Source organism: Mesorhizobium sophorae, from assembly GCF_002270415.1.
Taxonomy (GTDB): Bacteria; Pseudomonadota; Alphaproteobacteria; order Rhizobiales; family Rhizobiaceae; genus Mesorhizobium; species Mesorhizobium sophorae.
In genome coordinates, this window is sequence record NZ_NNRI01000001.1 from 438944 (window position 1) to 460114 (window position 21171).

22 protein-coding genes are annotated in these 21171 nt (G+C 64.3%); 11 read left to right on the forward strand and 11 right to left on the reverse strand.

The features are described 5' to 3' along the window. Positions 1-173 precede the first annotated feature (173 nt). Genes CGZ66_RS01830 through CGZ66_RS01845 form a run of 4 tightly spaced genes read left to right on the forward strand, consistent with a single transcriptional unit; the run spans position 174 to position 4520 of the window. Entirely contained in the window at positions 174-1475 is a 1302-nt protein-coding gene (locus tag CGZ66_RS01830; protein ID WP_095080884.1) for an ArgE/DapE family deacylase, read from the forward strand. After that, complete coding sequence (locus tag CGZ66_RS01835) at positions 1472-2530, forward strand: phosphotransferase (protein WP_095080888.1); 1059 nt, start codon at positions 1472-1474, stop codon at positions 2528-2530. Before CGZ66_RS01830 ends, CGZ66_RS01835 begins: the two co-directional genes overlap by 4 nt. Beyond that, positions 2531-3847, forward strand: coding sequence for an aspartate aminotransferase family protein (locus tag CGZ66_RS01840; protein ID WP_167391947.1), 1317 nt, complete (start codon positions 2531-2533; stop codon positions 3845-3847). Positions 3848-3863: 16 nt separating this feature from the next. Further along, entirely contained in the window at positions 3864-4520 is a 657-nt protein-coding gene (locus tag CGZ66_RS01845) for a GntR family transcriptional regulator (RefSeq protein WP_095080893.1), read from the forward strand. A gap of 8 nt (positions 4521-4528) precedes the next feature. Here CGZ66_RS01845 and CGZ66_RS01850 read toward each other — a convergent pair whose 3' ends face one another. The 5 genes from CGZ66_RS01850 to CGZ66_RS01870 are packed head-to-tail and all read right to left on the reverse strand — an operon-like array spanning position 4529 to position 9279. After that, a complete protein-coding gene (locus CGZ66_RS01850) occupies positions 4529-5833 on the reverse strand; it encodes an NAD(P)/FAD-dependent oxidoreductase (RefSeq protein WP_095080897.1) in 1305 nt (434 codons plus the stop codon). Next, complete coding sequence (locus CGZ66_RS01855; protein WP_167391956.1) at positions 5830-6813, reverse strand: branched-chain amino acid ABC transporter permease; 984 nt, start codon at positions 6811-6813, stop codon at positions 5830-5832. Before CGZ66_RS01855 ends, CGZ66_RS01850 begins: the two co-directional genes overlap by 4 nt. Further along, a complete protein-coding gene (locus CGZ66_RS01860; RefSeq protein WP_095080901.1) occupies positions 6810-7718 on the reverse strand; it encodes a branched-chain amino acid ABC transporter permease in 909 nt (302 codons plus the stop codon). Before CGZ66_RS01860 ends, CGZ66_RS01855 begins: the two co-directional genes overlap by 4 nt. Further along, positions 7715-8482 (reverse strand): branched-chain amino acid ABC transporter ATP-binding protein, encoded by a 768-nt coding sequence (locus CGZ66_RS01865; protein ID WP_095080902.1) that lies wholly within the window; start codon positions 8480-8482, stop codon positions 7715-7717. The genes CGZ66_RS01860 and CGZ66_RS01865 overlap by 4 nt, the downstream gene beginning before the upstream one ends. After that, positions 8479-9279 carry an ABC transporter ATP-binding protein gene (locus CGZ66_RS01870; RefSeq protein WP_095080904.1) on the reverse strand — a complete coding sequence of 267 codons (801 nt, stop codon included), beginning with the start codon at positions 9277-9279 and terminating at the stop codon, positions 8479-8481. Before CGZ66_RS01870 ends, CGZ66_RS01865 begins: the two co-directional genes overlap by 4 nt. Positions 9280-9406: 127 nt before the next feature. Here CGZ66_RS01870 and CGZ66_RS01875 point away from each other — a divergent pair, with 127 nt between their 5' ends. From CGZ66_RS01875 to CGZ66_RS01905, 7 genes are all read left to right on the forward strand, one after another. Continuing rightward, positions 9407-10141, forward strand: a complete 735-nt coding sequence (locus CGZ66_RS01875) for a GntR family transcriptional regulator (RefSeq protein ID WP_095081116.1) — start codon at positions 9407-9409, stop codon at positions 10139-10141. After that, complete coding sequence (locus CGZ66_RS01880; protein ID WP_095080905.1) at positions 10138-10620, forward strand: DUF3830 family protein; 483 nt, start codon at positions 10138-10140, stop codon at positions 10618-10620. The genes CGZ66_RS01875 and CGZ66_RS01880 overlap by 4 nt, the downstream gene beginning before the upstream one ends. Further along, complete coding sequence (locus CGZ66_RS01885) at positions 10621-10974, forward strand: TIGR04076 family protein (RefSeq protein ID WP_095080906.1); 354 nt, start codon at positions 10621-10623, stop codon at positions 10972-10974. Further along, the gene (locus CGZ66_RS01890; protein WP_095080908.1) at positions 10971-12026 is read left to right on the forward strand and encodes an aldo/keto reductase; all 1056 of its coding nucleotides are present in this window, start codon (positions 10971-10973) and stop codon (positions 12024-12026) included. Before CGZ66_RS01885 ends, CGZ66_RS01890 begins: the two co-directional genes overlap by 4 nt. Further along, complete coding sequence (locus tag CGZ66_RS01895; protein ID WP_095080910.1) at positions 12023-12451, forward strand: DUF4440 domain-containing protein; 429 nt, start codon at positions 12023-12025, stop codon at positions 12449-12451. Before CGZ66_RS01890 ends, CGZ66_RS01895 begins: the two co-directional genes overlap by 4 nt. 104 nt (positions 12452-12555) lie before the next feature. Further along, a complete protein-coding gene (locus CGZ66_RS01900) occupies positions 12556-13815 on the forward strand; it encodes an ABC transporter substrate-binding protein (RefSeq protein ID WP_095080911.1) in 1260 nt (419 codons plus the stop codon). Between the two features lie 162 nt (positions 13816-13977). After that, positions 13978-15387, forward strand: a complete 1410-nt coding sequence (locus tag CGZ66_RS01905) for an FAD-binding oxidoreductase (protein WP_095080913.1) — start codon at positions 13978-13980, stop codon at positions 15385-15387. A gap of 44 nt (positions 15388-15431) precedes the next feature. Here CGZ66_RS01905 and CGZ66_RS01910 read toward each other — a convergent pair whose 3' ends face one another. From CGZ66_RS01910 to CGZ66_RS01935, 6 genes are all read right to left on the reverse strand, one after another. Next, positions 15432-16232 (reverse strand): ABC transporter permease, encoded by an 801-nt coding sequence (locus CGZ66_RS01910; protein ID WP_095080914.1) that lies wholly within the window; start codon positions 16230-16232, stop codon positions 15432-15434. Continuing rightward, positions 16229-17101, reverse strand: coding sequence for an ABC transporter permease (locus CGZ66_RS01915; protein ID WP_095080915.1), 873 nt, complete (start codon positions 17099-17101; stop codon positions 16229-16231). Before CGZ66_RS01915 ends, CGZ66_RS01910 begins: the two co-directional genes overlap by 4 nt. After that, positions 17098-18201, reverse strand: coding sequence for an ABC transporter ATP-binding protein (locus tag CGZ66_RS01920; protein WP_095080916.1), 1104 nt, complete (start codon positions 18199-18201; stop codon positions 17098-17100). The genes CGZ66_RS01915 and CGZ66_RS01920 overlap by 4 nt, the downstream gene beginning before the upstream one ends. Positions 18202-18318: 117 nt before the next feature. Further along, positions 18319-19302 carry an ABC transporter substrate-binding protein gene (locus CGZ66_RS01925; protein ID WP_245330964.1) on the reverse strand — a complete coding sequence of 328 codons (984 nt, stop codon included), beginning with the start codon at positions 19300-19302 and terminating at the stop codon, positions 18319-18321. Positions 19303-19354: 52 nt separating this feature from the next. Beyond that, the gene (gene araD1 / locus CGZ66_RS01930; RefSeq protein WP_095080918.1) at positions 19355-20353 is read right to left on the reverse strand and encodes an AraD1 family protein; all 999 of its coding nucleotides are present in this window, start codon (positions 20351-20353) and stop codon (positions 19355-19357) included. A 33-nt stretch (positions 20354-20386) separates the two neighbouring features. Further along, complete coding sequence (locus CGZ66_RS01935) at positions 20387-21166, reverse strand: SDR family NAD(P)-dependent oxidoreductase (protein WP_095080919.1); 780 nt, start codon at positions 21164-21166, stop codon at positions 20387-20389. Positions 21167-21171 lie beyond the last annotated feature (5 nt).

The window sequence follows — 21171 nt, forward strand, 5'->3', positions numbered from 1 at the left end:
TCCTCTTCATCTCTGCCGATAGCAGTATCGGCTTACGACCGCTGATGCCAACACCCGCGAATGGTCTGACAAGAGCGGCTGGCCTGGATCGGATTTTTGGCGCCACTGCCTCTTGCATTTAATGAGAATGGCATATGAGATATGATACACCATCGAAATGAAAGTGAAATACAATGCCTGAGCGGATTGCGGACGACGCCATTCTCAGCGCGGTCGATGACGGCTTCGCGCGACAGGTCGCGTTCCTGGCCGATCTCGTACGCTTTCCCTCCCAACGCGGCGAGGAGCATGCCGCGCAGTCGTTCATGGCGGCTGCCTATGAGGCCGACGGCTATGCGGTTGACATGTGGCGCGTCGATGTCGACGCGATTCGCGACCTGCCGGGTTTTTCACCCGTGGCGGTTTCTTATGACGATGCCTTCAATGTCGTTGCCACCCATACGCCGAGAAACGCGACCGGTCGCTCGCTGATCCTCAACGGCCATATCGATGTCGTGCCGACGGGACCACTCGACCGCTGGGCGCGCGATCCCTACGATCCGGCGATCGAGGACGGCTGGATGCATGGCCGCGGCGCCGGTGATATGAAGGCTGGCCTGTCCGCCTGTCTTTACGCGCTGACCGCATTGCGCAGCCTCGGCTATCAACCGGCCGCGAAATTGTTCCTGCAGTCGGTCGTCGAGGAAGAGTGCACCGGCAATGGCGCGCTCGCCTGCCTGCAGCGCGGATACCGGGCCGATGCCGCCTTCATCCCCGAGCCGTTGGAGCCGAGGCTGATGCGGGCGCAGGTCGGGCCGATCTGGTTCAGGGTCGAGGTCGACGGCGATCCGCAGCACGCGTCGGGCGCTTTTTCGGCCGGCGCCAATGCCATCGAAAAGGCATTCGTGATCATCCAGGCGCTGAAGCAGCTCGAAATTGTCTGGAACGCCCGCAAGGTCGATGACCCGCATTTTTGCGACCATCCACACCCGATCCGCTTCAATCTCGGCAAGATCGAAGGCGGCGAATGGACGTCGAGCGTTCCGGCGCGCTGTGTTTTCGAGATGCGGGTCGCGACCTATCCCGGCCAGAAGCTCGAGGATACCAGAGCAGAGCTTGAGGCGTGCATCGCCGATGCGGCCCGCGCCGATCCGTTCCTGGCCAACCGCCCGCCCAAGATGAGCTACAACGGCTTCATGGCCGAGGGCTATGTGCTGCAAGGGGCCGATGAGATGGAAGCCGTGCTGCGCCGCAGCCATACCGCTGTCTGGGGCGAGCCGCTTACGGAACATGTCACCTCGGCGACCACCGATGCGCGCTTCTTTGGCCTATATGCCGACACGCCGGCGATCGTCTACGGCCCGATCTGCCGCATGCCGCACGGCTATGACGAGGCCGTCGACCTGGACTCGGTGCGCAAGGTCACCCAGACCATCGCGCTGTTCATCGCCGACTGGTGCGGCCTTGAGCCCGTCGATCCAGAGGCCGGGCCATGAACGCGGCAGTGCCTGATGCTTTCGGGGACACACTGGCCGAGGACGCGCCTGACGTCTCGGCGGCCGACGCGCTCGTCATCCTGCGCCAGCACTACGGCCTTGCCGGCACCGCGCGTCCGTTGCCTGGCGAACGCGACCACAATTTCCACATCCAAACGGACGTCGAGGGCGAGTTCGTCCTGAAAATCTCCCATCCGGCGGAAGAAGCGGGCTTCACCGACTTCCAGAACAAGGCACTCGATCGCATCCTTGCGGTCGATCCGACCTTACCGGTTCCCTCTGTGTGCAAAAGCCTGCAAGGAGAGGCGCAATTCACGGTCAGCGTCGGTGGATCGGCGCCACGCATCGTCCGGCTGGTCACCTATCTGCCCGGCCAGTTGCTGTCGCGGTCGCCTGCATCACCGGCGCAAGATCGCAATCTCGGCATCTTCCTCGCCCGCCTTGGCCGCGCGCTGCGCGGCTTCTTCCATCCGGCCGCCGGCAGCGACCTGCTTTGGGATATCCGCAAGGTGGCCAAGACGCGGCCGATGCTGTCGCATATCGCCGACGCGGGTCGGCGGGCCATGGTCGAGCGTGCGATCGATGCCTTCGAGGAGCATGCGGCGCCGGTTATCCCGAAACTGCGCGCCCAGATCGTCCACAACGACATGAACTCCTACAATGTGGTGATGGACGCGTCGCGGCCGGAGGTCGTGAGCGGCATTCTCGACTTTGGCGACATGATCCACTCGCCGCTGATCTGCGATCTCGCCATCGGCGCCGTCTATCGCTGGCCGGCGGAAGGTCATCCGCTGGTGCCGGCCGCGCGCTTTGTCGCCGGCTACCAGTCGGTGCAACCGCTCGAGGCCGAAGAGCTGGGCATCCTCTTCGATCTGATTCGGGCCCGGCTTGCGCTCATCGTCAACATCGCCAGCTGGCAGGCCGAGCGCTTCCCGGCCAAGCGCGACTATGTCTTGCGCCTCGCCACCGAGGTCTGGGCTTCGCTCGAACGGCTGGACGGCCTGTCGCCCGCTGATGCCCGCTGCTATTTTCTCGACCATTCCAATCCGGAGTAGATGCCCGTGTCCCAGTCCTTGCCTGCCAATGCCTCTGCCGATGCCGGCGCTTCGGCACAAGAGCGCGCCCTGCTCGAGCGACGCGCCAGGCTGCTTGGCCCGACCTACCGCGCCTTCTACCGCAACCCGATCCATCTCGTGCGCGGCAGCGGCGTCTGGCTCTACGATGCCCAGGGTCGAAAATTCCTCGATGCCTACAACAATGTCGCTTCGGTCGGCCACTGCCACCCGCGTGTCGTCGAGGCCCTGTCGGGGCAGGCCGCGACGCTCAACACGCACACACGCTATCTCAGCGAGATCATCCTTGATTACGCCGAGAAATTGCTCGGCACCTGTCCGCCCCATCTCGGCCATGCCATGTTCACCTGCACCGGCAGCGAGGCCAACGACCTTGCCATCCGCATCGCCCAGCATTCCAGCGGCGGCACCGGGGTGATCATCACCGACTTCGCCTATCACGGCGCCACGATCGCGACCGCACAATTGTCGCCGGCCGCGGTCGGGGTGAAAGCGGTGCCCCCGCAGCACCGCACTGTCGCAGCGCCGGACACGTTCCGCGATCATGGCCGCGCCGCGCGCGATTTCGCGAAAAACGTCGCCGCCGCCATCGAGGACATGCGCGCGCGCAACGTCCGTCCCGCGGCAATGCTTCTGGACTCGGCGTTTTCCAGCGACGGCATCTTCTTTCCCGATGCGGCCGTGATGCGCGAGGCGGCAAGCCTCGTCAAAAAAGCCGGCGGCATCGTCATTGCCGATGAGGTCCAGTCCGGCTTCGGCCGGCTCGGTCAGGGCATGTGGGGCTTCGCCAATTATGGCATCGAGCCTGACATCGTCACGATGGGCAAGCCGATCGGCGACGGGCATCCGATGGGCGCGGTGATGGTACGGCCGCAGCTTGTTGCCTCCTTCGGCTCGAACACCGGTTACTTCAACACCTTCGGCGGCAACCCGGTCGCGGCCGCCGTCGGCATAGCCGTTCTCGAGGTGATTGAGAGCGAGGGGCTGATCGAGAATGCACGCATGGTCGGCGCCTATACGGCTGATCTGCTGGGCTCACTGAAGGGCCGGCACGGCATGGTCGCCGACGTCAGGCACAACGGCCTTTATTTCGGTGTCGAGTTGACGGCGGAGGGCGACGAGGCCTTGGCCGCCAGCAAGACATCGGCAGTCGTCGAGGCCATGCGCGAGGACGGCGTGCTGATTTCCTCCTGCGGTCCGCGCGGCAATGTGCTCAAGATCAGACCGCCGCTGCCCTTTGCCAGGGACAATGCCGAGCAACTGGCCGGGACGCTCGACCGCGCACTGTCGAACTGGTGACCGGAGCGGGCCGCGCATGCTGAAGCTTGAACATCAAACCCTGAACGACCGTGCCTATGGCGCGCTCAAGCAGGAATTGATTTCCGGCGGCTTCAGCCCGGGCCAGACACTGGTCATCCGCAAGCTCGCCGAGACGTTCGGCATATCAACCACGCCGATCCGCGAGGCGCTGCAAAGGCTGGTCGCCGAACGGCTGCTCGAGATGCAGAACAACCGCTCGGTTATCGTGCCCTTGCTGTCCGCACCCGCCTTCGAGGAACTGACGCGCATCCGCATCGCCGTCGAGGGTCTGGCGGGCGAGATGGCGGCGTCGCGGATGACCGAAAGCGGTCTGGTCGACATCCACGCTACGCTCGCCGGCATGCAGCACGCCATCGAGGCGGGCGACGCCAGGGCCTATCTAACGCTGAACGAGGCCTTTCACTTCGCCATCTACCAGCATGCCGGCGCGCCGATCCTTCTGAATATGATCCGCGATCTCTGGGGGCGGGTAGGGCCGTATCTCAAGCTGCTGATGCAGGCTGATCGCTACGTTCCGCAGTCGAACGATGCGCATCGCAAGATCGTCGCCGCCCTGGAGCAGCGCAGCGGGCCCGCCGTCCGGACCTTTATCGAACAAGACATCGCCATGGCAGCCGCTGTTCTGTCGGCAAACCTTGACGCGGCCAGGTGACGGTCCGCCTATCTCGTTTCGTCCAACCGGTCGCGCAGCATGCTCCAGCCGAGCAGCATGTTGGGTGCGTGCCGCAACAAGCCATGGAACGGGATCGGCGCCGGCAGCGCAAACGGCAGCGGCAGATCACGGGCATCGGTTCCAGTCGCCCAGTCGGCCAGCACCTTGCCCATCGCCGTCGTCATGGCAATGCCCCGCCCGTTGCAGGCGCGACCGGCAATGAGCCCCGGCCCGAGGTCCATGAGGTGCGGCAGGAAGTCCGGTTCGACCGCGGCCGTTCCCGACCAGGTATAGGCAAGGGGCGGCAGGTCAGGCAATTCAAGATGCCTGGCGAGCCGTCGCCAGATCGTCTGCGGCACGCGCGCATCGGCTCCGGCGCCCAGGATATGCATGCCGCCGCTGATCAGCCGGTTCACGGCGTCGAAGCGGAAGGTGAAGAGATTGCGCCTGGTGTCGCCGACGCCTTGCCCGTCGGGCAGGAGACGCGTCCGAATTTCGCGGGGCAGCGGCACGGTGGCGATCTGGAAAACCTTGAGCGGAAAATAGGTTCGTTGCAGCAGCGGATTGAGCGCCCCACCATAAGCGTTGGTGGCGATCAGCACCTTGCCGGTGCGTACCGAGCCCTCTGGCGTTTTCAACACCCAGCAATCCGTCGTGCGATCGAGCGCGGTGACGCGCGTATGCTCGAAGATGCGCGCACCGGCCTTCTCGGCCGCATCGGCCAGCCCACGCGCGTAGTCCACCGGATTGAGCACGCCGCCAGAACGATCCATCCAGCCGCCGACATAGCCGCGCGCGCCGGTCAGTGCCTCGACGCTCTGCCGGTCCAAGGCAACGGCAGGCCGGCCGCGCTGCGCCCATTGCCCGACGCGTGATTTGACCTTCTCGAACGCGGCGGGGGAATGCGCCGGCTGGATCCATCCGCTCTGCACGGCGTCGCAGTCGATGCCGTGCCGGCGGATCAGGCCGAAGACCAGGTCGGCGCTGCCGGCGGCAAAATCGATCAGCCGTTCACCACGCTCGGGGCCGAGGTGGCCGATGATGTTGTCCGGGTCCATCTTGGCGAAGTTCGGCACGACGAAACCGGCATTCCTGCCGGTCGCGCCCCAGGCGATGATTTCGGCTTCGAGAACGGCGACCGACAGACCTTTCCCGGCGGCGTGTAGCGCGGTCGAGAGGCCGGAAAAGCCGCCGCCGACGATGGCGAGATCGACATCGAGCCCGCCTTGCAGCGCCGGCCGGTCACGACGATTGCGGCTGACGGCATGCCAGAGCGAAGCGCCATGCGCTTCCTGCCGGACCACGGCATTCATGGCCCGGAACTGCTCTTGCCTGCAACCATCTTCGCTCGCTTGCCGAACCATGGCCGCCGCGGCCGGTCGCCGAACAGGCCGTTCGGCCGGATCAGCAGGATGACGCAGAGCATGACGCCGATGGCGGCGATCTGCAGCGCGGCGGCGCGGGCCTGCTGCTCCGGCGGGAACAGCACGCTGGTCAACGTGCCCGATCCGGCCCATATCGCCCAGACCAGAATGCTGCCGACGACGGCGCCGACATTGCTGCCCGAGCCGCCGACGATCAGCATCACCCAGACCTGGAAGGTCAGGATCGGCAGGTAGTTGTCCGGTGCGATGAAGCCGGTGAAATGTGCCTGCAGCGCGCCGGCCAGCGCCATGATGGCGCCGCCAACGGCAAAGGCCTGGACGCGATAGAAGCGCGCGCTCTTGCCCAGAGAGATCGCCGCCCGTTCGTCCTCGCGCAGCGCCTTCAAGACACGACCCCAAGGGCTGCGCGACAGGTGCTCCAGAGCGAGATAGGCGACCAGCGTCACTGCCGAGACGACGGCAAGGTTGGACAGGTTGAATAGCAGCGGTGTCTCGGCGAGGCTGCCGAAGGGACGCGGGATGAAGCCGATGCCGAACGGGCCGCCGGTCAATCCCTGCGCGTTGAGCGCGACCAACTGCACGACGACGGCGACGCCGAATGTGGTGATCGCCAGATAGTCAGATCTCAGCCGCAGCGTGGCCATGCCGGTCAGTGCCGCGGCGATGCCGCCGACGGCCATGGCGCCGAGCCAACCGACAAGGATCGGCAGGCCGAAGCCGCCGAGCCGCGCGGCATCGTCAGGTGTGGTCAGCAGCGCCGAGGTGTAGGCACCGATGGCGACGAAGCCGGCGAGGCCGACATTGAACAGCCCGGTCAGCCCCCATTGCAGGTTGAGCCCCAGCGTGACCAGCGAAAAGATCAGCGCGGTGGTCAGGAAGAAGGCGCCGTAGCCGAGCAGATCCATCAGCGTTCCCTCACACCGAACAGGCCGATTGGTCGCACGAACAGCACCGCCATCAGGATGATGAAGGAGACGGCGGCACGCCATTCGGCGCCGATCAGCTGCACCGCGCCGGCTTCGGCGAGCCCAATGATCAGGCCGCCGAGCACGGCGCCGGGAATGCTGCCGATGCCACCGAGAATGGCGGCGGCGAACATGGGCAGCAGCATGTCGAAGCCCATGAACGGGCGGATCTGTACCAGAATGCCGATCATCACGCCGGCGACACAGGCCAGCGCGCCGCCGATGATCCAAGTCACACGCACCACGCTGGCGACGTCAATGCCGACGATGCGGGCCAGTGCCGCATTCTGGCTGAGCGCCTGCATTGAGCGGCCGGTCTGCGTGCGCGTCATCAGCAGATGCACGCCGAGCACCAGCACGGCGGTCAGCAGCAAGAGAGCAATCTGGTCGGGCGTGATGCGAATGCCGAAGCCGACCGGCATGGCGATCTGGATCGCCCGGCTGAAATAGGTCGGCCGCGAGGTGAAGGTGAATTCGAGCAGGCTTCTGAGCGCCATCGAGGCGCCGAAGCTCGCCATCACCACGATGATCGCCTGGCCCTGCGATCGCAGCCGCGCAAACAAAACCTTGTCGAGCAGCAGCGCCAGCAAAGCGGTGAAGGCCATGCCGATGATCAGTGCGACGATCAGCGGCCAGCCGAAGGACAACGGTCCGATCGGCGCCACCTTGCCGAATGTCGCGCCGATGGCGCTGACGACGGCCAGCGTCGCATAGGTGCCCCAGGCCATGAAGTCGCCATGGGCGAAGTTCGAAAAGCGCAGGATCGAATAGGTGAGCGTCACGCCAATGGCGCCAAGGCCGATCATCGAGCCGGTCAAAAGCCCGTCGACGATGAATTGCAGGCTCATGCCGCGTCTCCTTTCCCGGCGTGCGGCGTTTTTTCTGCCTTGAGGGGGCGCTGGCCAAGATAGAGTTCGGCGACGACCGGGTCGTTCCACAGTTCGGAAGCAATGCCTTCGTGGCGGTCTTTGCCTTCGACCAGCACATAGGCGCGGTCGCCGATGGCCAGTGCTGCCTTGGCGTTCTGTTCGACCAAAAGGATGGTGACACCGGATTTGCGGATGCCGGCCAGCATCTCGAACACCATCGACACGAATTTCGGCGACAGGCCGGCCGACGGCTCATCGAGCACCAGCACCTTGGGGTGGACGATCAGCGCCCGCGCGACGGCGAGCATCTGCCGCTGTCCGCCCGAGAGGTTGCCGGCGGCGGTTCGCCGCTGGCGGACGAGGTCGGGGAAGGCTGCATACATCTCGTCGATGCGGGCAGGGATTTCGCGCCGCTCGAGAATGCCGCAGGCGACCTTCAGATTGTCCTCGACCGACATCAACGGGAAGATGTTTTCGGTCTGCGGCACGAAGGCCAGGCCGAGCCGCACCATGGTGTGCGCCGGCGCGGCGGTGATGTCCTTGCCGTCCAGAAACACTTTGCCGCCGGTGATCGGGACAAGGCCGGCGATGGCTTTGATGAAGCTCGACTTGCCGGCGCCATTGGGGCCGAGCACGACGACGATCTCGCCTTTCCGGACCGTGATCGAGGCGCCGCGCACGATCGGCACGCCGGGCTCATAGCCAGCCTCGAGATTGCGGACATCGAGGACTGTCTCGCTCACGCCGCGCCTCCGAGATAAGCCTCGACGACGCGCGGGTCGCGCGCGACCTCTTCCGCCGTGCCTTCGCTCAGCAACTGGCCGCTCGCCATGACGAGGACGCGATGGCAGAGCCGCGTCACCATGTCGATGTTGTGCTCGATCAGCAGGAAGGTGATGCCACGCGCGTTGATATCGCGGATGCGGTCGATGATGACTTCGAGCAGCGTTGCGTTGACACCCGCCGCCGGCTCGTCGAGCAGGATGATCGCCGGATCGGCCATCATGACGCGGGCGAGTTCGAGCAGCTTGCGCTGGCCGCCGGAAAGCACGCGCGCCGGTTCATGTGCGAGGTGGGTGAGGGTGACCAGCTCCAGCAGTTCGAGCGCCTTGGTCCTTGCGGCTTTCTCCTGCGCCGCCACCCGCCATGGCGTGACGAAGTTGGCAAGCAGCTTTTCGCCGGCCTGACCCTGCGTCGCCAGCATGATGTTTTCGATCAGCGTCAGATTGGGCAATGGACGCGGGATCTGAAAGGTGCGGCCAAGGCCGCGACCGATGCGCAGATGCGCGGCTTCGCCCGAAACGCGCGCACCGTTAAGCAGGATATCGCCGCTGGTCGGCAGGATGCTGCCGGCAAGCAGGTCGAACATCGTCGTCTTGCCGGCGCCGTTTGGCCCGATGAGGCCGAGGATTTCTCCCGCCCTGACGTCAAACGAGACATCGTTGACGGCGAAGAGGCCGCCGAACCGCCTGACGACGTTCCTTGCCGTCAGAACCGGCGCACGGGTCTCTTGCCCCCGCTGTTCCGCTGCCTCGCTCATCAAACCCTCTGGCTGAAGACGATCGTTGCCGTCTCCTGATTTTTGATTTGTGATCACACTTGCTTTGATCACGCTATTCGGCTTTAATTTCGTCTGCAAGCCGAAAACCGGCCGAGAACGGAATTCCATGCAAAAGGCTGCCATCGAAAAGAACAACGAGGCCATCGCGGCCCAGCTGGCGCCGGTCGGCCGCGAGACCGTGCAGGATCGCGTCTATTCGGAATTGCGCCGTGCCCTGATCGGCGGCCTGTTCGAGCCAAGCCAGGTGCTGACCATACGTGGTCTGGCCGACGCGCTGGTCACCTCGACCATGCCGGTGCGCGAGGCGCTCGGCCGGCTGATCACCGAAAAGGCGCTGGAGGCGCTGCCCAACCGTTCGGTGAGGGTGCCGCCGATCACGCTGGAACGCCTCGACGATCTCTTGCGTGCCCGCATCCTGATCGAGGGCGAGGCCATCGCGCTGGCCGCCGCCCGCATGGGGCCGCGCCAGATCGCCACCATCGAGACCATTCTCGGCGAATGGGACGAGATGCGGGCTCTGAAACACAAGAAGGATGTCGATCGCGAAGTGACGCTCAACCAGAGCTTTCATTTCGAGATCTATCGCTCCTGCGGCTCGGCCGTGCTGATCCCGATGATCGAAAGCCTGTGGCTGCAATCGGGCCCCTGCATTCGTGTCGCCATCTACGCCTTCTCGGAAGCCGGCGAGGTCGACACCGCCCAATATCACCGCCGCATCGTCACGGCACTGGCCACCCAGGATGCCCAGGCCGCGCGCGAGTCGCTGGCCGCCGACATCAGCCGGCCCTTCACCTTCCTGCGCAGCAAGCTGCAATCCGCCGCCGCGAAAGACCAGACATGACCGCCATCAGGATCACCGAGCCACGCTCGCAGCTTTCCGTGACGGCGCTGTTGCTGCCGCAGAAAGCGCCGGAAAACGCTGCCTTCCTCAAGGCATATCTTGGCACGCCACGCGTCGTCCCGGGCATCCATGCGATGTGGACGGGGCCCGAAATCTCATGCCCGGTTCCCGCTGCCGACCTCGAGGGCCAGCCCTATGCCAGGCCTCTGCCGGCCGAGAACGCGACGCTTACACCGCAGCCGGGCGACATCGTGCTGTCCTATGTGCCGCCGCGCATGTGGGGCGGCAATCCCGATGCGATCTTCGACATCGGGCTCTACTACGGGCAGGGCGCGCGCCTGCTGTTCCCGATCGGCTGGCTCGCCGGCAGCGTGGTGGCGCAAGTGCGCGCCGAAGAGCGCGATCGGGTCGCCGCCGCTTGCGGCGTCATCCGCCGCAACGGCGCCTGCGACATCACCTTCAGCCTGGTGGAGGACTGAATGGCCGACGACAGTTTCGAGCTCTTCGATCTTCGCGTCGAAGCGGTCATCCCGGAGGGCAAGCCGATCTATTGCGGCGCCAAGGACGGCGACTATTTCGAGCTCAAGGGCGAGATGCTGTCGATGCCGGCTGGCCAGGGCTTTTCGATCTATTCGATATCGGCCGTGTTGCCGTTGCTGGCAGCCAAGCAGCGCCCGACTCACCCGAACGACTGGATGACCTCGGACGCCGAGATCGCCTGTCCCGATCCCAATTGCGCCAGTCGGCTGAGGATCGTCAGAGTGGCCAAGCGGCGGTTCAGCCATGCCGAGACCACGGCCGTGCCGCTGCCGAAGCGGGGAGACGACAAATGAGTACCCAGACCTTCGAACTCGGCTCCGGCTACACCATCTCGCGCGTCATCCGCGGCGGCTGGCAACTGGCCGGTGGCCACGGCGCCATCGACCGCCAGCAGGCGGTGACCGATCTGATCGCCACCTTCGATGCCGGCATCTGGACCTATGATTGCGCCGACATCTACACCGGCGTCGAGGAGCTGATCGGCGCGGCGCGCCTGCGGCTGGCCAGCGAGCGCGGCCTCGACGTCGCCGCCAGGATGAAGGTGCACACCAAGCTGGTGCCCGACCTCGAACGGCTGGCCGGCATCAGCCGCGACTACATCAGGCGTATCGTCGACCAGTCGCTGCGGCGGCTGAAGACCGAGCGGCTCGATCTCGTGCAGTTCCACTGGTGGGACTATGCGCAGCCGCGTTATGTCGAGGCGATGGGCTGGCTCAACGAGCTTCGGCTTGAGGGCAAGGTGCGCAATCTCGGCACCACCAATTTCGACACGCCGCGGCTGGACGAAATCCTCGCCGCCGGCATCCCGCTGGTCAGCCAGCAGCTGCAATATTCCGTGCTCGACCAGCGGCCGGGCAACAGCCTTGCCGCACTCGCCGCGAAAAACGGCGTCAGCTTCCTCTGCTATGGCTCCGTCGCCGGCGGCTTCCTCAGTAACAAATGGCTAGGCGTGGCCGAGCCGGCCACCCCGCTCGAAAACCGCTCGCTGGTCAAATACAAGCTGATCATCGATGACTTTGGCGGCTGGGACCTGTTCCAGCAGTTGCTTCAGGCGCTGAAGGCAGTCGGCGACCGCCACGGCGTCGACATCGCCACCATCGCCAGCGCCTGGGTGCTGGAGCAGCCGCACGTGGCGGCCGTCATCGTCGGTGCTCGCAACCAGGCACATGCGCTTGCCAACGCCAGCATCATGGACGTCACGCTCGATGCCGAGGACCGGGCGCGGATTGCCGCCATCATCGCGCAAGGCACCGGCCTCGAGGGTGATGTCTACACGCTGGAGCGCGACCGCCACGGCCGCCACGGTTCGATCATGCATTACAACCTCAATGCGGGGAAACAATGAGCGGCGAGCCCTCCCTGTTTTCACGCGCCAGCGCCGAGATCGTCGACCTGCATCGCTTTTTCGTCGACTGGTTCGTTGCGGCGCGCGCCAATAAAGCGGACTTCAGCCGCTTCGAGCGCGTCATGGGCGACGGCTTCGCCATGGTTGCACCGGACGGCCAGATTCTCGATCGCGACGCAGTCGTCGGCCATGTCCGCACCAGCCGCGCCACGTGTGACGACGGGTTCGCCATTTCGATCGAGGACATCCGGCCGGGCTGGCAGGATGCCGAGACGATCGTCGTTTTCTACGTCGAGGCGCAACTGCGCGGTGGCAAGCACAGCCGCCGCCAGTCGAGCGCCGTCTTCACCACCAGTTCATCGGCGCCCAACGGCGTCCTATGGCGACATCTGCATGAAACCTGGCTGCAGGTGCCGGAACGCTGAACAGGAGCATCGGACAAAAAAAGTGCGAAGCGGTTTTTGGGTTAGTTCGATGCGCAGACAAAGAGACATGTAATCCAGTTCGTGTAGCTCAAAGGGGAACAACAATGGGAAAGACGATACTTCAACTCACCACCGCGCTCGCCCTCGTAACGATGGCCGGTGCGGCGCAAGCGGCCGATTGCAAGATTACCGTCGGCCTCGTCATGGAACTGACCGGCCCGGCCGGCGAATACGGCCAGGCCGGCGCCAAATCGGTCGAGATGGCCTTCCGCGACATCAATGCCGCCGGCGGCGTGCGTGGCTGCGACCTGGCGACCGACACGCGCGACAGCCAGAGCCAGGGCAACATCGCGGTCGACGCCGCCACCCAACTGGTTCAGGTCAAGAAGGTGCCGGTCATCATCGGCGGCATCATCTCGTCGGTGTCGATCCCGATCCTGACCTCGGTCACGGCACCGGCCAAGATCGTCCAGGTGTCGCCGGCTTCGTCGTCGCCGACGCTGACGGCGCTCGGCCGCGACGGCAAGACCAATGGCATCTTCTTCCGCACCATCACCTCGGATGCGCTGCAGGGCGTCGCTGCCGCCAAATACGCCGTCGACAAGGGCTTCAAGAAGCTGTCGATCATCCATGTCAACAATGACTTCGGCGTCAACATGGTGGCCGAGTTCTCGCGCGCCTACAAAGCGCTCGGCGGGACCATCGTTTCCGACACGCCCTACAACGAAAAGCAGTCGAGCTACGCTTCCGAAGTGACGGCGGCGATGGCCGGCGAGCCGGACGGGCTCTATCTCGTCAGCACGCCGGTCGACGGCGCGACGGTTGCCCGCACCTGGATTTCGCAGGGTGGCGTGCAGAAGTTCCTGCTCAATGACGGCATGAACAGCCCTGACTTCATCGAGTCCGTCGGCGCCGACTATCTGAAGGACGCCTATGGTACGTCGTCCGGCACCAGCCCGACGGCCTCCACCGACTATTTCACGAAGAACTACAAGGAATTCTCCGGCATCGAGCCGTCCAATCCGGCGGCCGACCGTTCCTATGATGCGGGCGCCATTGTCGGCCTCGCTATCGCGATTGCCGGCTCCGAGGATCCGGCCAAGATCAAGGACGCGATGTACAAGGCGGTCGACCCGGCCGGCACGCCGATCTTTGCCGGCAAGGACGAATTCGCCAAGGCGCTCGGCCTGATCAAGGACGGCAAGCCGATCCGCTACGAAGGCGTCATCGGTCCCGTCGCCTTCGACAAATATGGCGACATCACCGGCCCCTTCCGGCTCTGGAAGATCGTCGACGGCAAGGTGACGACCGACGGCGAAATGACCACCGACGACGTCAACGCGCTGCAGGCCAAACTTCAGTAAGACAACTTGTCGCCCGGCGTCGATCCGATCTCATCGCGATCGACGCCGGACGGTCAGTTTGTGTCGCCCATGGATGGCCGTGAGAACCATATCGATTACACGGACAAGGGTTTGACCGGCAGGCGATCACGAATAGGATTGGCCCATCAACAGGATTGGCCAATGTCGCCTGAAACTGAAAAACTTCTATCTGCTCTCGGCGACAGGCTGGGTGCGGGCGGTGTGCTCGCCGGCTCGGCCGTGGATCAGCGCTATCGCGACGATCCCGATGGCAAGCTCGGCGCTTTGCCCGAAGCAGTGCTGCGCCCGCGCGACACCGAGGGTGTCGCGGCTGCGTTAGCCGCATGCAACGATCTCGGCCAGCCAGTTGTCGTGCAGGGCGGACGCACCGGGCTGACCGGCGCCGCGCGCGTGCAGCCGGGCGAAATCGTGCTGTCGCTGGAACGCATGACAGGTCTCGATGCACCGGATCGTCAGGCTGCCAGCATCGTCGCCGAGGCCGGCGCAACGCTGCAGGCGGTGCAGGAGGCAGCCGACGGCGCCGGTCTGATGTTCGGGGTCGATATCGGCGCACGCGGTTCGGCCACTATCGGCGGCAATGTCGCCACCAATGCCGGTGGCATCCGCGTGCTGCGCTACGGAATGTACCGGGCGCAGGTTCTGGGGCTGGAGGCGGTGCTTGCCGATGGCAGCGTGCTGACCTCGATGAAGGGCCTGCCCAAGGACAATTCCGGCTACGACCTCGGCCAGCTCTTCATCGGCACGGAAGGGACGCTCGGCGTCGTCACACGCGCGGCGCTCAGGCTGCATCCGAAGCCGGTGTCCGAGGTAAACGCCTTCTGCGCACTCCCATCGCTCGATGCGGCGATCGCCCTGCTTGGGCTGCTGCGGCAAAGGCTCGGCCCGCTGTTGTCTGCCTATGAAGTCAACTTCGCGCCGCTCTATGACGCGATGGTCGCCAGCATGGACATGCCGGCGCCGCTGCCGGCGGGTTCGCCCGTCTACGTGCTGGCCGAGATCCAGGGCAGCGAGCCCGAACGCGACGGCGAGCGCTTCGCCGAGGTCTTGATGCAGGCGGTCGAGGACGGCGTGGTCGACGATGTGGTCGTCTCGCAGTCGCCGCGCGAAGTCCGGGCGCTGTGGGCGGTGCGCGAGGACGCCAATCGCGTCCTGTTTTCGATCAAAGGCCTTGTCGGCGTCGACATCAGCATCCCGCTGGCGCGGATGGGTATTTTCCTGCGAGAAGCGGACGCTGCCATCCATGCCATGGATCCCGGCGCCGACATCTATGTCTTCGGCCATCTCGGTGACGGCAATCTTCACTATCAGGTCCGCACGGTGGATCCGGTGGCGGCATACGATATCGTCTATCGCGGCGTGGCGGCGGCTGGAGGCGGCGTTTCAGCCGAACATGGTATCGGCCTCGACAAGAAGAAATGGCTGCATCTGGTCCGCAGCGATGCCGAGATCGCCACGATGCGGCGGCTGAAGGCAGCCCTTGACCCCAGAAACATCCTCAATCCGGGCCGGGTCTTCGACCTCGCCCCGTCTGCCTTAGCGGCCAGCCTGTAATCAACATGGCACTGCGACATCCGTCGGCCGTGGTTGCAGCGCACTCAGGTCCGTTCCGTCGCGACTTGCCTGGGGATGAGAAAACGCGCGGCGAGCACGCAAAGCAGTACGGTGAACATCAGGATCAGCGCCACCAGCGCATTGATGTCGGGGGAAAAGCCAAGCCGCATCATCGCCCACAGCCTCACCGGCAGCGTGCTTTGGGTGCCGGTGACCAGGATGGTGATCATGGTCTCGTCGAACGACAGCGCGAAAGCCAGGATGGCGCCGCCGACCATGGCGCTCGACAGGTTCGGCAGGACGATGCGCCAGAACGTTTGCCAGCCCGTGGCGCCGAGATCGTAGGATGCTTCGACCAGGGTGCGGCTCATCGACTGCAGCCGCATCAGCACTGTGCGATAGACGATTGCCAGCACGAAAACCGTATGCCCGATGACCACCGTCAACAGCGAGCGTTCAAGGCCGATCTCGCGGAAGAAGATCAGCAACGCCAGACCGCTGATGATCGGCGGCATCAGGAACGGCAGGAAGATGATGAACTGCAGCAGCGTGCGCCCGGAACGGCGGCTGTGATAGTAGAGCGCCAGCAGCGTTCCGCTGACCACCGACAGGATGACGGTGCAGACACCGACGATCAGCGTGGTGCGCAGGGCGGCCAGAATGTCGTGGTTTTCGGCCAGAGCGACATAGGTCGCAAGCGTCGGCGAAGACCAGTCGACATTGCCATGCGCGATGGTGAAAAACGACGACACGATCGGCACGGCCAGCGGGCTGTAGAGCAGCACCGCGACCAATGTCGTGATCGCAGCCAGAAAGACAGTGGATAGCCGGGGCAGGGCGGTCATATCGCTGTCCCCCGGTTGCGGCCGAAGCGCTCGCCGACAAGAATTGCCGCGATCACCACGACAGCCAGCGCGACTGACAGCGCCGCTCCGAACGGCCAATTGTAGGCCGTGCCGAACTGGCTGTAGAGGATGCGGCCGAAGGTGAAGCCGCTGATCCCGCCTACCATTTGCGGCGTCAGGAAATCGCCGATCGCCAATACGAACACGAAGCTCGCCGCGGAGGCGACGCCGGGCAGGCTGAGCGGCAAGGTGATGCGCAGGAACGTCTGTAGGCCGCTTGCGCCCAGATCGTCGGAGGCACGCAGTAGCACCTGCGGAATCCGTTCCAGCGACAGGAAGATCGGCAGGATGGCGAACGGGATCAGCAGCAGCGTCAGCGTCAGCAGGATGGCGTTCATGTTGAACACGAAAAGCGTCGACGGCTCCTGCAGGATGCCGAGCCCGACCAGTGCCTTGTTGAGAAAGCCGTTAAGGCCGAGGATGCTGCGGATCGCATAGATCTTGATGACGTAGCTCATCAGCAGTGGCACCAGCAGCAGCATCAGCAAGGCATAGCGCCAGCGCCCCTTGAGGGTCGTCAGGAAATAGGCGGCGGGATAGGCGAGCAGAATGCAGATTGCCGCCACCGAGAGACACAGCACGATGGTGTTCCAGAATACCGGAAGAAAGATCGGATCGGTGAAGAAGCGGACATAGTTGCCCAGTGACAGCGTATGAACGATCGTGCCCTGGTCGACGCTGAAGAAGCTATAGCCGAGGAAGATCGCCAGCGGCACGAGGACGAAGACCACCGGCAAGGCGAAAGCCAGCACCGTCACCAGCAGCGACCATCGCCGTTCCGCGAGCGGTATCGTGCCGGTTCCGCTCATGCCAGCACCAGGTGGCCTTCATGCGGCGCAAACGCAAGGGAGATCGTCGCGCCGGATTTCAGCGTGCTGCCGTCGACCCGGCTCGGCATGCGCAGCCGCAAGCGTTGCCCAGCATGGTCGGCGCCGGCCGTGATGGTGGCAACGGTCGATGAGCCGGCGAAGGCCATGTCGGCGATCGTGCCGGAGAAGCGGTTCTCTGTGTCCTTTGCATCGGCAAGGTGCAAGGCCTCGGGACGGAAGGCAGCGAAGGCACTGGCGCCATCCGTCGCGGTCTTTAAATGCGGCTGGTCACGGATCGAACAGACCAGGCGTCCGAGCGCCGTCTCGATCGATCGCAGTTCGCCCTGGACGGATCCAAGCTTTCCGGCCACCAGATTGTTCTCGCCGAAGAAGCGCGCCACGAACTCGCAATTCGGCTTGTAGTAAAGCTCGTGCGGCGTGCCGAGCTGGCGGATATGGCCGGCCTGCATGACACAGATCCGATCGGCCATGCCAATCGCTTCTTCCTGGTCGTGGGTGACGAACAGGAAGGTGGTTTTGATTTCGCGCTGGATGGATTTCAGGAACTCCTGCATTTGCCGGCGCAGCTCGAGGTCGAGCGCCGCCAGCGGCTCGTCGAGCAGGATCAGGCGCGGCTGGCAGATCAGCGCGCGGGCCAAGGCGACGCGCTGGCGCTGGCCACCGGAGAGCTGGGCTGGAAAGCGGTCGGTGAAACGCCCGAGCTGGACAAGCTCCAGCGCTTCCGCGACGCGGCGCGCAATCTCCTTGCGCGGCACGTGCCGAACCGAAAGCCCGTAGCCGACATTGCCGGAAACGGTCAGATGCGGGAACAGTGCATAGTCCTGGAACACGGTGTTGAATGGCCGCCTGTTGATCGGCATGCGGCTGATGTCCTGGCCGTCGAGCCGGATCTCGCCCGACGTCAGTGGTTCCAGCCCGCCGATCAGCCGCAGCACCGTGGTCTTGCCGGAGCCTGACGGTCCAAGAACGGTCAGGAACTCACCGTCCTTGATCGACAGGTCGATGTCGTGCAGCACCGGAACGGTGCCGTAGGATTTCGAGACGGACCGCAGCGTCAAGAGGTCGGTGTTCTGGTTCATAGAATACTCTCGCATACGCTTCGGCGGTCCGGAATGTCCGGACCGCCGGGTCCTTCGAAGTCTTCGTGCGGAAAGATCAGGGCGTGGCCTTGATCTCGTTCCACATGTCCGACCGCTTCAGCGGGTCCTCGACATTGTTGAGCCAGACCAGCTTGTCGTTGCCGCCGCGCTGCCGGTTTCCGTCATCGTGTTGCCGAAACCGGTGCGCTCGGAAAGCTCGCCGCTGACCTTCTTGCTCAGCATGAAGTCGATCCATTTCTCGGCCGCCGCATTGTCGCGGACGCCCTTGGAGATGACCCAGTTGTCGAGCCAGGCAAGCGCGCCCTCGCTCGGATTGACGTAGGCGACATGGGCGCCGATCTTCTGCAGTGCCTTGACCTGCTGCTGGCCATAATTGGCCCAGATCAGTGCCACGTCATTGTTCTGATAGATCTGCTGCGCCTCGTCGGCGGTGGTGTAGAAGCTCAGCACATTGCGCTTGAGTTCGACCAACTTGGCCTTGACCGCCGCAATCTGTTCTTCATTCAGATTGAACGGATCCTTGTAGCCGAGCGTCAGCGCGGTGAACGAGAAATTGTGCTCGCCATTGTCATAGGCCAGAACCTTGCCCTTGTAGGCCGGATCCCACAGCACCGACATCGATGTCGGTGCCGGCTTGACCTTGTCGGTGTCGTAGATCAGGCCGATCGAGTCGAAGCAGAACGGAATGCCATAGACCTTGCCGTCCTTGGTGACGCCGCTCACCGCGGTCAGATCACGGAAGCGCGGCAGCACCTCTTTCTGGTTGGCCAGCTTCGTCACGTCGATCGGCGACACCAGATCGGCCTTGATGTAGCGCTGCAACTGGGCGGTATTGACGGCGAAGACGTCGAAGTCCTGGCCTTCGCTGCCCTTGATCTTGGCCCAGATCTCGTCATCGCTGCCGATGAAGACGACATCGACGCCGACGCCGGTTGCCGCGGTGAAATCCTTGACCCAGTCCGGGTCGGCGTAGCCGTCCCAGGCCAGAACCCGCAGGTTCGCGGCCAAAGCTGCCGAAGTCATCAGGCCGATGCCGAGCCCGATCGCCGCCATTCTTAGAAACAGTTTCTTCAGTCCCATTTTTAATCTCCCATTGTCGTTCTGATGGACCGCAGTTTCCGGACCTTTGCCGTCACAGCTGGGTGACGGCGACCAGTCCCTCGTCCGGCACCGACTCCATCCGGTTGCGCAGTGGCTTTCCGAATGTCTGTGCCTGGATTTCATACTCGTCGCCGGAAGCCGTCTTGATGCCGGAGGCGTAGCTCATCACCGCCGCGCCGAAGAAGTAGGCATGCAGGTCGCCTGCTCTGCGGTGCATCGGGTAGCGGAAATGGAAATGTTCGAGATTGGCGATCGAGTGCGACATGTGCGCCTCGCCCGACAGGAACTCCTGCTCCCAGATGACGGCGCCGTCGCGCAGGATGCGGGAATGGCCGCGCACTTCATCGGGCAGGTCGCCGATCAAAAGCTCCGGGCCGATCGAGCAGGAGCGGAGTTTTGAATGGGCGAGATAAAGGTAGTTCTCGGCTTCCGTCACATGGTCGGAGTATTCGTTGCCGAGCGAATAGCCGATGCGATAGGGGTGGCCATCCGGCCCATTGAGATAGAGCCCGACGATCTCGGCCTCTTCCGCGCCGGCGCGCGCGAAGGCCGGCATCGGCAGCGCAGCGCCGGGCGGCACGACGCAGGTGCCGACGCCCTTGAAGAACCATTCGGGCTGGATTCCGATCTGCCCGGCGGCGGGTTTGCCGCCCTCGAGACCCATGCGGAAGATCTTCAGTGAATCGGATTCCTCGGCGTCCTCGCCATGCGTAAGCACATGCATCTTGTCGCGTGCCGCGGCGCTGCCGGTATGGGTCAGGCCGGTGCCAGTGACCAGGAAGCGCGCCGGTTCTGGATGGTCGACCGGGGCCAGCACGCGGCCATCGCGCAACAGCTCGTCATAGTCGACCGTTGCAGTGCCCGTCCGCCTCTCGACAAGTACGGCGATGGAAACGCCCTCGGCAATTGCCGCTTCGGCCAGCTCCAGCACGGTGCTGGTCTTTTCGAGCGGGTGCAGGTGATTGCCGTCATCGGAGACACGGCCAACCCCCCTGTTGCCATCGGGCATTCCGAACTGAACAAGACGCATGAGGTACCCTTCTTTCCTTGAAAGCCGTGCGGGTCACACCCAGCCCGCATCGACGATGAATTGCTGGCTTGTGCACATGCGGCTGTCGTCGGCGGCGAGGAACAGCGCCATGCGCGCTATATCGGAGGGCTGCAGCCGGTCGGGCAGGCACTGCCTCTCCTCGATCTGCCGCTCTCCGGCCGGATTCAGCCACAGGCGCATCTGGCGCTCGGTCATCACCCAGCCAGGCACCATGCAGTTGACGCGGATGCGCTCGGGACCAAGCTCGCGAGCCAGCGCCCGCGTCATGCCGTAAACCGCCGCCTTGGCCGTCACATAGGCGGGGCAATCGGGATCGCCGACCATCCAGGTGATGGAACCGAAATTGATGATCGAGCCGCCGCCCAGCGAGCCCATCTGCGGGCGCACCGCTTGCGCCGCAAAGAACTGGTGGCGCAGATTGACCGCCATGCGGTCGTCCCAATAGGCGACCGTCACGTCACTGGTTTGGTGGCGATCGTCGTTGCCGGCATTGTTGCACAGAACCTGGATCGGGCCGTTGTGCTGCATCGCTTGCACCGTTGCCGCCTGAAGTTGCTCGACGTTGCGCAGGTCGCAGGCAATGAACAGCGGCGCACGATGTCCATCCGCCGCGATCGCGTCGACCAGGCGCCGGGACGGCTCCTCGGCTAGATCGACAAAGGCAACGCGGCTGCCTTGCGCGCAGAAATGGCGCACCAGGCTTTCGCCGATGCCGCTGCCACCGCCGGTTATGAAGACGCTGCGATCCTTGAGGCTGGGGTAGGTGGCGTAGCCGCTGATTTCATCCGTCATCGCGC